At 71.1% G+C, this 11,733-nt stretch carries 10 protein-coding genes; 5 read left to right on the top strand and 5 right to left on the bottom strand.

Going from position 1 to position 11,733, the window contains the following annotated elements; translation table 11 throughout:
• Nucleotides 1-14 precede the first annotated feature (14 nt).
• Genes ACWD38_RS20520 through ACWD38_RS20500 form a run of 5 tightly spaced genes read right to left on the bottom strand, consistent with a single transcriptional unit; the run spans nt 15 to nt 5,644 of the window.
• Nucleotides 15-1,316: a cysteine desulfurase gene (locus ACWD38_RS20520; RefSeq protein WP_184478239.1), complete on the bottom strand. Its 1,302-nt coding sequence runs from the start codon at nt 1,314-1,316 to the stop codon at nt 15-17.
• On the bottom strand, nt 1,313-2,086 hold the full coding sequence (gene sufC, locus ACWD38_RS20515; protein WP_184478238.1) for a Fe-S cluster assembly ATPase SufC: 774 nt from the start codon (nt 2,084-2,086) through the stop codon (nt 1,313-1,315). The genes ACWD38_RS20520 and sufC overlap by 4 nt, the downstream gene beginning before the upstream one ends.
• 51 nt (nt 2,087-2,137) lie before the next feature.
• Entirely contained in the window at nt 2,138-3,328 is a 1,191-nt protein-coding gene (gene sufD / locus ACWD38_RS20510) for a Fe-S cluster assembly protein SufD (RefSeq protein ID WP_184478237.1), read from the bottom strand.
• A 1-nt stretch (nt 3,329) separates the two neighbouring features.
• Nucleotides 3,330-4,793 (bottom strand): Fe-S cluster assembly protein SufB, encoded by a 1,464-nt coding sequence (sufB, locus tag ACWD38_RS20505; protein ID WP_184478236.1) that lies wholly within the window; start codon nt 4,791-4,793, stop codon nt 3,330-3,332.
• Nucleotides 4,790-5,644 (bottom strand): helix-turn-helix domain-containing protein, encoded by an 855-nt coding sequence (locus tag ACWD38_RS20500; RefSeq protein WP_184478235.1) that lies wholly within the window; start codon nt 5,642-5,644, stop codon nt 4,790-4,792. Before ACWD38_RS20500 ends, sufB begins: the two co-directional genes overlap by 4 nt.
• Nucleotides 5,645-5,774: 130 nt before the next feature.
• Here ACWD38_RS20500 and mptB point away from each other — a divergent pair, with 130 nt between their 5' ends.
• The 5 genes from mptB to ACWD38_RS20475 all read left to right on the top strand — a co-directional run bounded on the left by mptB (nt 5,775) and on the right by ACWD38_RS20475 (nt 11,409).
• Nucleotides 5,775-7,493 carry a polyprenol phosphomannose-dependent alpha 1,6 mannosyltransferase MptB gene (gene mptB, locus ACWD38_RS20495; RefSeq protein ID WP_450124692.1) on the top strand — a complete coding sequence of 573 codons (1,719 nt, stop codon included), beginning with the start codon at nt 5,775-5,777 and terminating at the stop codon, nt 7,491-7,493.
• Between the two features lie 74 nt (nt 7,494-7,567).
• Nucleotides 7,568-8,473 (top strand): ABC transporter ATP-binding protein, encoded by a 906-nt coding sequence (locus ACWD38_RS20490; protein WP_425503600.1) that lies wholly within the window; start codon nt 7,568-7,570, stop codon nt 8,471-8,473.
• Nucleotides 8,470-9,315 carry an ABC transporter permease gene (locus ACWD38_RS20485; RefSeq protein ID WP_343071304.1) on the top strand — a complete coding sequence of 282 codons (846 nt, stop codon included), beginning with the start codon at nt 8,470-8,472 and terminating at the stop codon, nt 9,313-9,315. Before ACWD38_RS20490 ends, ACWD38_RS20485 begins: the two co-directional genes overlap by 4 nt.
• 182 nt (nt 9,316-9,497) lie before the next feature.
• Nucleotides 9,498-10,388 carry an SCO6745 family protein gene (locus ACWD38_RS20480; protein WP_221315745.1) on the top strand — a complete coding sequence of 297 codons (891 nt, stop codon included), beginning with the start codon at nt 9,498-9,500 and terminating at the stop codon, nt 10,386-10,388.
• A 55-nt stretch (nt 10,389-10,443) separates the two neighbouring features.
• Nucleotides 10,444-11,409, top strand: a complete 966-nt coding sequence (locus ACWD38_RS20475) for a COX15/CtaA family protein (RefSeq protein WP_184478232.1) — start codon at nt 10,444-10,446, stop codon at nt 11,407-11,409.
• Nucleotides 11,410-11,733: the final 324 nt, after the last annotated feature.

The following is an 11,733-nucleotide window of genomic DNA, read 5'->3' as shown; positions in this document are numbered from 1 at the left end:
CGTCCTTCAGCCGTTCACCCGACACCGAAGAAACGCTGGGCCTCCCGCACAGCTTCCCCGAGCGCCCGGACCTCGTCCAGATCGTTGTAGAGGTAGAAACTCGCGCGGACCGTCGCGGGCACCCCGCACGCCCGGTGCAGCGGCCACGCGCAGTGGTGGCCGACGCGCACCTCGACGCCCAGGCTGTCCAGCACCTGGCCGGCGTCGTGCGGGTGCACGCCGTCGACCACGAACGACACCGTGGCACCACGGCTGTCGGTGTTCGCCGGGCCGATAATGCGGACCCCGTCGATCGCCGACAGCTCCTCCAGAGCAGCGGCGGCGAGCTTCTTCTCATGCGCCGCGATGCGTTCCATGCCGACCACCGACAGGTAGTCCACGGCCGCACCGAGCCCGACGACCTGCGAGGTCATCGGCACGCCCGCCTCGAACCGCTGCGGCGGCTCGGCGAACGTCGAGTGGTCGATGTGCACCATCTCGATCATCGAACCGCCGGTGATGAACGGCGGCATCGCGCGCAGCAGCTCGTTGCGCCCGTAGAGCACCCCGACCCCGGAGGGGCCGAGCATCTTGTGCCCCGAGAACACCGCGAAGTCCACGTCGAGCTCGGCGAAGTCCACCGGCGCGTGCGGCACGGACTGGCACGCGTCGAGCACCACCAGCGCGCCGACCTGGTGCGCCCGCGCCACGATCTCGTCGAGCGGGTTGACCGTGCCGAGCACGTTGGACTGGTGCGCGACGGCGACGACCTTGGCGCGCTCGCTGATCACGCCGGACACGTCGGACAGGTCGAGCCGACCGTCCTCGGTGACGCCGAACCAGCGCAGCGTCGCCCCGGTGCGCCTGCACAGCTCCTGCCACGGCACGAGGTTCGCGTGGTGCTCCATCTCGGTCACCACGACCTCGTCGCCCGGCCCGATGCGGAAGCGCTCCGCTTCCGGGCCGGACGTCGCGGCGTTGCTCATCGCGTACGCGACGAGGTTGACGCCCTCGGTGGCGTTCTTGGTGAACACCACTTCGTCCACGCTCGCTCCGACGAAGCGGGCGATCTTGGCGCGGGCGTCCTCGTACGCGTCCGTGGCCTCCTCCGCGAGCTGGTGCGCACCGCGGTGCACCGCCGCGTTGGAGGTCTCCAAGAACGACCGCTCCGCGTCGAGCACCTGGCGCGGACGCTGCGAAGTCGCCCCCGAGTCCAGATACACCAGGCGCCGATCATCGCGGATCGTGCGGCCCAGGATCCGGAAGTCGGAGCGGATCGCCGCGACGTCCAGCGGCCCCGCGGCCGCACCTGCACTGGTGAGAGGCTGAGCGGTCATGACTGGGCGACGGCCTCCTTCTTGCTGGTGAACCGCACGTACCCGTTCTTCTCGAGCTCGTCGGCCAGCTCCGGCCCGCCGGACTCGACGACCTTGCCGCCGGAGAACACGTGCACGTGGTCCGGGGTGATGTGGTTGAGGATGCGGGTGTAGTGCGTGATCAGCAGCACGCCCTTGTCACCCTTCTCCTTGTAGCGGTTCACGCCCTCGGACACGACGCGCAGCGCGTCGACGTCCAGACCGGAGTCTGTCTCGTCGAGGATCGCGAACTTCGGGTCGAGCAGGTCGAGCTGCAGGATCTCGTGGCGCTTCTTCTCGCCGCCGGAGAAACCCTCGTTGACGCTGCGCTCGGCGAAGGAGGGGTCGATGTCGAGGTCGGTCATCGACTTCTTGACCTCCTTGACCCAGTGCCGGATCTGCGGGGCCTCGCCGCGGACCGCACCGGCGGCGCTGCGCAGGAAGTTCGACATCGACACGCCCGGCACCTCCACCGGGTACTGCATGGCGAGGAACAGGCCCGCGCGGGCGCGCTCGTCCACGCTCATCTCCAGCACGTCCTCGCCGTCGAGCAGGACCGAACCGGAGTCGATCTGGTACTTGGGGTGCCCGGCGATGGCGTAGGCCAGGGTGGACTTGCCGGAGCCGTTCGGGCCCATGATCGCGTGGATCTCACCGGAGTCGATCTTGAGATTCACACCGTTGAGGATCGGCTTGGCGCCCTCTTCGGTGAGGACGGAACCGTGCAGGTCCTTGATCTCCAGGGTGGCCATTGTGCTGTGTTCTCCTGGTACTTGGGGAAAGAAGGCGAGTGGGGGGCGGCGTCAGGCGCCGACGACGGCCAGTTCGGCCTCGATCGCGGCCTCCAGCCGCTCCCGGACCGACGGCACGGTGATCTTCTGCAGGATCTCGCCGAAGAAACCGCGCACCACCAGTCGGCGGGCCTGCTCCTTCGGGATACCGCGAGCCTGCAGGTAGAACAGCTGCTCGTCGTCGAACCGGCCGGTGGCGCTGGCGTGGCCGGCGCCTTCGATCTCACCGGTCTCGATCTCCAGGTTCGGCACCGAGTCGGCGCGAGCGCCCTCGGTGAGCACCAGGTTCCGGTTGAGCTCGAAGGTCTCGGTGCCCTCGGCCGCGGCCCGGATCAGCACGTCGCCGATCCACACCGAGTGCGCCCCGTCGCCCTGCAGCGCGCCCTTGTAGAGCACGTTGCTGCGGCAGTTCGGCTGCGCGTGGTCGACCAGCATCCGGTGTTCCAGGTGCTGACCGGCGTCGGCGAAGTACAGCCCGAGCAGCTCGGCGTCGCCGCCCTTGTCGCCGTAGGTGATCGTCGTGTTGACCCGCACCAGGTCGCCCCCGAGGGTCACGGCCAAGTGCCGGAACACCGCGTCCCGGCCCAGGTAGGCGTGCTCGGAGCTGACCTGGGTGGCGTCGTCGGCCCAGTCGTGCACGGACACGACCGACAGCCGGGCGGAGTCGTCGGTGACGAACTCGACGTTCTCGCCCAGCACGCCGGAGCCGCGGTAGTCGAGCACGACGACCGCTTCGGCGAACCGCTCGGCGCGGATCTGGATGTGCCCGAACGCCGTCTCGCCCGCACCGGGGCCGTGCACGACGACGCTGATCGGCTCGGCCGGCTGCACGTCCTTCGGGATGGTGATGACGGTGGCCTGCTCGAAGGAGCTCCAGGCCTGCGCCGCGACCCGGTCGGCGGGCACGCCGCCCTTGCCGAGGCGCTCGTCGTCGCGGCCGACGGTCTCGACGGTGACGTCGGAACCGGCCTCGACCTCGACGTTCAGCGAGGCCGTGGCCTTGGCGGTGCCGTCGTGCAAGCCCTTGAGCCGCTTCGTCGGCGTGAAGCGCCAGTCCTCCTCGCGACCGCCGGGCACCTCGAAGGCGTCGACGTCGTAGGAGGTGAAGCGCTGCCCGCGGGACGACTGCGGCACGACCGCGCCCCCGTGGGAGTGCTCGCTCAGGCCGTGCTGGGCGTCGGCGGTGTCAGTGGTGCTCGTCATGTCAGCCGACGGCCCCTTCCATCTGCAGCTCGATCAGGCGGTTCAGTTCCAGCGCGTACTCCATGGGCAGCTCGCGCGCGATGGGCTCCACGAAGCCGCGCACGATCATCGCCATGGCCTCGTCCTCGGTCAGACCGCGCTGCATCAGGTAGAACAGCTGGTCGTCGCTGACCTTGGAGACGGTGGCCTCGTGGCCCATGGACACGTCGTCGACGCGCACGTCGACGTAGGGGTAGGTGTCCGAGCGGCTGATGGTGTCCACCAGCAGCGCGTCGCACTTGACCGTGGAGGCCGAGTGGTTGGCGCGCTTGGCGACCTTCACCAGACCCCGGTAGGAGGTGCGGCCACCACCGCGGGCGATCGACTTGGAGACGATCGTCGAGGAGGTGTGCGGAGCCATGTGCTCCATCTTCGCGCCCGCGTCCTGGTGCTGGCCCTCACCGGCGAACGCCACCGAGAGCACCTCGCCCTTGGCGTGCTCGCCCATCAGGAACACCGACGGGTACTTCATGGTGACCTTGGAGCCGAGGTTGCCGTCGACCCACTCCATGGTCGCGCCCTCTTCGGCCTTGGCCCGCTTGGTGACCAGGTTGTAGACGTTGTTCGACCAGTTCTGGATGGTCGTGTAGCGGCAGCGAGCGCCCTTCTTGACCACGATCTCCACGACCGCCGAGTGCAGCGAGTCGCTGGAGTAGATCGGGGCGGTGCAGCCCTCGACGTAGTGGACGTAGGCGTCCTCGTCCACGACGATCAGCGTCCGCTCGAACTGGCCCATGTTCTCGGTGTTGATCCGGAAGTAGGCCTGCAGCGGGATGTCGACGTGCACGCCCTTCGGCACGTAGATGAACGAGCCGCCGGACCACACCGCGGTGTTCAGCGCGGAGAACTTGTTGTCCCCGGCCGGGATGACCGAGCCGAAGTACTCCTTGAAGGTCTCCGGGTGCTCGCGCAGCGCGGTGTCGGTGTCCAGGAACTGGACACCCTTCTCCTCAAGGTCCTCGCGGATCTTGTGGTAGACCACCTCGGACTCGTACTGGGCGGCGACACCGGCGACGAGCCGCTGCTTCTCCGCTTCCGGGATGCCCAGCCGGTCGTAGGTGTTCTTGATGTCCTCGGGCAGGTCCTCCCAGCTCTGGGCCTGCTCCTCGGTCGAGCGCACGAAGTACTTGATGTTGTCGAAGTCGATGCCCGAGAGGTCGGCGCCCCAGTTCGGCATCGGCTTGCGCTCGAACAGCCGCAGCGCCTTCAGCCGCGCTTCGAGCATCCACTCCGGCTCGTTCTTCTTGCCCGAGATCTCCCGGACCACGTCCTCGTTGAGCCCACGACGCGCGCCTTCGCCCGCGACGTCCTTGTCGGCCCAGCCGTATTCGTAGTTGCCCAGGGTCGCCAGGGTCTCCTCTTGGCTGAGCTGGCCAGAGTTGTTCGGCACCGTGGTGGGTGTGCGCTGCTCGGCAGCGGCAGTCATACGGACTCCCCTCCGTCAGGAATCGGGGCGGTCTGCTGCCCACCGGTCTGGGACCGGGCGGGGGCAGCCGGATCGGTTGCGGCCGGAGCCGACGCCGGAAGGACCTGCTCGGTCTCCGGGCCGTTCGCGGCATGTCGCGCGGACCGCGTGAGCGGTACGTGCGTGGTGCAGGCCGCATCGCCGTTGGCGATGGTGGCCAACCGCTGCACGTGGATGCCGAGGACCTCGGCGAACGCCTCGGTCTCGGCTTCGCACAGCTGCGGGAAGTCCGCAGCGACGTGCGCCACCGGGCAGTGGTGCTGGCAGAGCTGCTCACCGGAGGCCACGCTGCGCGTCGAGGCAGCGTAGCCCTCGCGAGTCAGCGCACCGGCGAGGACCTCGGCCCGTTCGGCCGTGGTCCGCGCGGCGGCCAGCGCCTCCCGGTGGTGAGCGACCAGCGCGGAGATCCGCTTGCGCGCGAACTCCCGCACCGCCTGCTCACCGTCGGTTTCGGCGATGAACCGCAGCGCCGCCACGGCCAGGTCGTCGTAGGCGTGCCCGAACCTGGCCCTGCCGACCTCGGTCAGCAGGAACAGCTTCGCGGGCCTGCCCCGTCCCCTGCGCTGCCGCGCCGAGGACTCCCTGGTGTAGGCCTCGCCCTCGGTGACCAGCGCGTCGAGGTGCCTGCGCACCGCGACGGAGCTGAGCCCGAGTTCCTCGGCCACCGCCGCGGCGGTGATCGGCCCGCGCTCCAGCAGGAGGCGGGCGACCGAATGCCGGGTGCGCCCGTCCCCGGACGGGACGCCCGCACCCGGTGCCGCGGCACCCGGGTCGGCGGCCGCGGCCGGTGAGGAGGTTCCGGCGTTTTTCACAACACTGATGTTACCTATTTAGGTCGAGCACGCCAGAGCGCAGGTCCGACAACGTGACTCGGCTCACCCCGGACGGCGGTTGTGCGACGGCGACGCGGGGCGATCACCGTCTGGCCTAAGCTTCGGCGTCGTGGGTGCAGGCGAGACGAACAAGCGGCACGGAGCCGGACGGGACGTTCCCGCGCGATCCGGTGCGCGGCCCGAGGACGCCGGACCCGGCGACGACGGTGAACGGGGCGAGGCCACGACGGCGGCCGAAGGCGCCGCGGTCCGGACCGCGGAGGCCGCGGGACCGAGCACCGACACCGCGTACGCGGGCGCCGCGCCGACCGACCGGCAACCCGCGCCGCTGGACCCGCCGGAACGCCGCCAGCTCGACCTCGTCCGCCGCTTCGGCACCACCGGCTCGCTCGTGCTGGCCTTCGGCGCGATCGGCGCCGGCGCCGCCCCCGTCGACAACCCGCTGATCGGGGTGCGGCTGCTCGGACTGCCCGCGCGCATCCCCACCGTCGCGATGGCCTGCGCCTGGCTCGGCATGCTCATGGTCGTCACCGCGTGGCTGTGGCTGGGCAAGCTCTCCTGGCCCGGTCGGGACCGCATGGTCAGCCGCACCCAGATGGACCGCACCGTCGTGATGTGGGGCCTGCCGCTGGCCATCGCCCCGCCGCTGTTCAGCACCGACATGTACACGTACCTGGCGCAGAACGCGGTGGCCGCGCTCGGCATCAACCCGTACTCGCTGGGGCCCGGCACCGCACTCGGGGTGGACAACCCGCTGGTCGCGAACGTGCCGAACATCTGGCGCGACACGCCCTCCCCGTACGGCCCGCTGTTCCTCATGTTCGGCCAGCACATCGCCCGCGTCATCGGCGACGACGTGGTGTTCGGCGTGCTGCTGTGGCGAGTCGTGATGATCATCGGACTGGTGCTGGCGATCTGGGCCATCCCGCGGCTCGCCGCGCGCTGCGGCGTGCACCCGGTGGCGGCGCTGTGGCTCTCCGCCGCCAACCCGATCACGCTGTTCCACGTGGTCAGCGGTGCGCACAACGAGGCGCTGCTGGTCGGCATCATGCTCGCCGCCATCGAGCTCGGACTGCGCTGGCGCACCCCGCTCGGCGTGATCGCCGCCGGCGTGCTGCTGAGCATCGGCGGCGCGATCAAACCTCCCGGCTTCGTCGCGCTCGGCTTCTTCGGCATCTACGTCGCCCGCAGGCGCGGCGGCCGGATGCGCGACCTGGTCGGCGTGGCCGCGCTGCTCGGCGTGGTGCTGCTCGTCACGATGACGATCATCACGGTGGCCAGCGGCTGGGGGCTCGGTTGGATCGAGACCTACGACGTGCCGAACCGGATCAAGACCTGGCTGGCGCCGATGACCGCGTTCGGCATGACCGGCGGCGGCCTCGGGATGCTGCTCGGGCTCGGCAACCACACCAACTCGATGCTGGTCATCACCAAGATCTTCGGCTACGCCATCACCGGCGGGGTCTGCCTGCGGCTGCTGTGGCTGTCGTTCAAGGGGCGCATCGAACCGCTGGCCGCGCTCGGCATCACCCTCGGCACGCTCGCCGTGTTCGGGCCGGTGCTGCACCCCTGGTACCTGCTGTGGATGGTGGTGCCGCTGTCGCTGTCCACCAACGACCACCGGTTCCGGCTGGGCGCGGCGGCGATCTGCTCGATCGTCGCGCTGGTCGTGCCGCCGACGGGTGCCGCCTTCCTGCTGCGCGCCTACCAGATCCCGTTCGCCGTGATCGCCTCGCTGATCGCCTTCGGCGTCCTGCTGTGGCTCATGCGCGGCAAGGTTCCACCGCTGCTGCCCACCCGCAAGGGCCGGCGGCCCGTCACGTCATAGGCTTGGACGTCGTGAACGAAGCCGCGAGCACACCCCCGGTCGACGCCTCGGCCACGGACGGCACCGCACTCGACGTGCGCGGGCTGACCAAGCGCTTCGGCGACACCGTGGCCGTCGCCGGGCTGGACCTGCGCATGTCCCGCGGCAGCGTGCTCGCCCTGCTCGGCCCCAACGGGGCGGGCAAGACGACCACCGTCGAGATCTGCGAGGGCTTCCAACGGCCCGACGGCGGATCCGTGCGGGTGCTCGGACTCGACCCCGCCACCCAAGGTGAGCGGCTGCGCCCCCGCATCGGCGTCATGCCCCAGGGCGGCGGCGCGTACCCGGGAGTGCGCGCGGCCGAGATGCTGGACCTCGTCGCGGCGTGCTCCGCCGATCCGATCGACCCGCGCTGGCTGCTGGACACGCTCGGGCTCGGTTCCGCCGGGCGCACCCCGTACAAGCGGCTCTCCGGTGGGCAGCAGCAGCGGTTGTCGCTGGCGTGCGCGCTGGTCGGCCGCCCGGAACTGGTGTTCCTCGACGAGCCCACCGCCGGGCTCGATCCGCAGGCCCGGCACCTGGTGTGGGACCTGGTCGCCGCGCTGCGCCGCGACGGCGTCGGCGTGCTGCTGACCACGCACCTGATGGACGAGGCGGAGGCGCTCGCCGACCGGGTCGTCGTCGTCGACCACGGCCGCGCCGTCGCCGACGGCACCACCGCCGAGCTCACCGCCGACCCGCAGGGCAAGCAGGAGCTGAAGTTCCACTCCGAACCAGCGCTCGACCTCGACCTGCTGCTGGCCGTGCTCCCGGAGGGCTACGAGGCCACCGAGCAGCGCCGCGGGCAGTACGTGGTGCGCGGCACCATCGACCCGCAGGTCGTCTCCGCCGTCACCGCGTGGTGCGCGCGGCACGGCGTGCTGGCCAACGAACTCCGGGTGAGCAGGCGCAGCCTGGAGGACGTGTTCCTGGACCTGACCGGACGGGAGTTGCGCTCGTGAACCGTGGCGCGGAGACAGGCGAGGCCGGCGCGGACCTCGCACGCCAGGACCGGCCGAGCTCGGGCGCCGGGCGGTTCCCGGCGGGCACGTTCGCGCCCGCTCCCGGACGCGGCCGCGCGCTGCGGATGCTGGCCGCGCACACCCGGATCGAGGCGCTGCTGATCATCCGCCACGGCGAGCAGGCGCTGCTCACGCTGATCATCCCGCTGGCGCTGCTGATCGGGCTGAGCACGCTGCACATCGGCACGGTGCCGGAGCCGCGGGTCGACTCGGTCGCGCCGCGGATCCTCGCGCTCGCGGTGATGTCCACGGCGTTCACCGGCCAGGCGATCGCGCTCGGCTTCGACCGGCGCTACGGCGTGCTCAAGCGGCTGTCGGCGACGGCGCTGCCGCGGTGGACGCTGATCAGCGGCAGGGTGCTGGCGACGCTGCTGGTGGTGGCGTTGCAGGCCGTGCTGCTGGGGATCACGGCGGTGCTGCTGGGCTGGACGCCGAGTCCGCTCGGGGTGCTGGCGGCGCTGCCGGTGCTGGTGCTGGGCACCTTCGCGTTCGGCGCGGCCGGTGTGCTGGTCGGCGGCGCGTTCCGGGCGGAGATCGTGCTGGCGGTGGCGAACGCGATCTGGTTCGTGCTGCTGCTGGCGGGCGGGCTCGCGCTCCCCGCCGGTGATCTGCCCGGGCCGGTCGGCGTGACCGCCGGGCTGCTGCCTTCGGGGGCGCTGGCCACCGCGCTGGAGACGACCTTGGAGCACGCCGCGCTGCCCGGGTGGCAGCCGGTGCTGGTGCTGCTGGTCTGGGCGGGCGCGGCCGGTGCGCTCGCCGTGCGCACGACCCGCCTCACCTGATCCGGACGCGGCGTCGAGGACGTCCACGAGCGGCGACGTCGCTGAGCAGCGGCCAGTGGGACGGCCCCGGCGGCGGACCGCGACTTCGCCGGGTGGAGGGCGACACGAGATGTCGAGCCCCGACCGGCCCGGCAGGAGCGCGAGATATCGAGCCCGCCTGTTACCGGAAGTAGGGTGGCGGCATGACTGAGCCGCACACCGACGTGACGCCCGGCGCCGAACTGGCCCGCCCCTGCCACAAAGCCCTCGAAGCGCTGCACGCGCTGATCTACTTCAGCCCCGACGCGGACGAGGCGTTCACCGCACTGGGACTCGACACGCGCACGATGCGCTACTTCGCCGGTCGCGCCGCCCCGATGGGCGCCGTCGGCGCCGGAGTCGTGGCCGCCACCTTCTACAACTTCAACCCGCGGATCATCGCCGAGGTGATCCCGCACGCGTGGTCCATCGCGTCCCCGGCCACGGTCGTCGAAACCCGCTTCCGCGCCGCCGACACCACGCTGCGCAAGCTGCTCGGCGAGGACGTCATCGCCTCCGACGAGCTCGCCGAGGCCGCCGCGCTGGCCCGCCGCGCCACCGAGGCCTGCCGCCCCGAGGCCCGCCCGCTCTACGCCGGGCACGCCGACCTGGAGTGGCCGAGCGAGCCGCACCTGGTGCTCTGGCACGCGATCTCGCTGCTGCGCGAGCACCGCGGTGACGGCCACCTGATGGCGCTGCAGCAGGCAGAACTGTCCGGCCTGCACGCGCTCGTCCTGCAGATCACCAGCGGGGAGGGGTTGTCGCGCAAGTTCGCCCAGCTCAGCCGCGGCTGGTCCGACGAGGAATGGGCGCAGGCCCAGGACGAGCTGCGCGAGCGCGGCCTGCTCGACGCCGACGGCGCGATCACCGACGAGGGCGCCGCGCTGCGGGAACGCATCGAGCAGCGGACCGACGTCCTGGCCGCCGCCCCGTGGGCGCACCTGGGCGCCGAGAACGCGCAGCGCCTCGCCGCGCACGGCAAGCAGCTGAGCAGGAAGGTCGCGAAGGCTGGCGCCTTCCCGGGTCAGGCCTTCGCCCACGGCGAGCGCCAGTAACCGCCGCACCCGACCTGGCGGCCGGTCGATCCGGGGCGGCACCTACCATCGAGACGTGCCGATGTCCTCGTTGTCGTCCCGGATTCCGGCGTCCAGCCACCGCTTGGTGCGCTGGCTCGCGCTCGCCGTTCTCATCACCCAGGCCCTGATCTCGGTGACCGGCTCCGTCGTCCGGGTGACCGGCTCGGGACTCGGCTGCCCCACCTGGCCGCAGTGCTTCCCCGGCAGCATGGTGCCCATCGAGCACCCCGAGGTCGCACAGCTGCACCAGGTGATCGAGTTCGGCAACCGCACGCTGACCGGGCTGGTCGGCTTCGTCGCGCTGGCCTGCCTGATCGCCGCGTGGCAGGTGCGTCCGCGCCGTCCGCGCCTGGTGCGGCTGGCGCTGATCATGCCGGTCGGCGTGGTCGTGCAGGCGATCATCGGCGGCATCACCGTGCTAGTGGACCTGAGCTGGTGGAGCGTGTCGATCCACTTCATGGCCTCGGCGGTGCTGATCTGGCTGGCGGCCTGCCTGTTCAAGGCCGCGGGCGAAGGCGACGAGGAGCCCACGCCGGTGGTCCCCGGCAACATGCGGCGGCTGCTGGTGGCGCTGACCGCGGTGACGGCCGCGATGCTGATCGCGGGCACGCTGGTCACGGCGGCGGGCCCGCACGCGGGCGACGCCGACACGCCCCGCCTCGTCGTGGCGGTGCCGACCTTGGTGCAGGCGCACGGCCTGCTGGTGATGGCGTACGTGTGCCTGCTGGCGGTGTTCGGCGTGTGGCTGCGCAGCGCGCGGCCCACCAAGGCGCTGCTGCGCGCGTACACCGCGGCGTGCGTCCTGGTGCTGGCGCAGGGCGCGCTGGGTTCGGCGCAGTACCTGCTCGGCGTGCCCGAAGCGATGGTCGTGCTGCACGTGCTCGGCTCCACGTTGGTGATCACCGTGACGGCCCTCCTGTGGGGCGAATCCCGCTACCGCGGCAAGCTCCCCGAGCCGTCCACCCCCACCGAAGCATCGCCCACCCCCACAGCGGCCTAGAACCCCCAGAGCAAACAACCCGCTGGCGAATCACGTCCTACCAGCGGCGAAGCCGTGCAGTAAGCGGTGAAGCCGTGCCTCGGGCAGCGAAGCACGCCTGCTTGGCGGCCGTAGGCCGTGCTTTGCGGCGTAGCCGTGCAGTTGGGCTGCGAAGCCAGCCTGCCTTGCGGCGAAGCCGTGCCTGTATGTGCGAAGCACATAGCCCACGTCCAAAAGCCCTCACCGGCGCGTTCTCAGCGTTCTTCTCGCGAGGACAGCTTTTTCCCTCGTGGCGGAGCCACTTGGGAAAAAGATCCCGCAGCGAGAAGAACGCTGAGGTTCCGC

This window comes from Saccharopolyspora sp. NPDC002578, assembly GCF_053592695.1.
The sequence above is the reverse complement of the archived record's forward strand: the minus strand, read 5'-3'. Positions and strand labels throughout refer to the sequence as shown.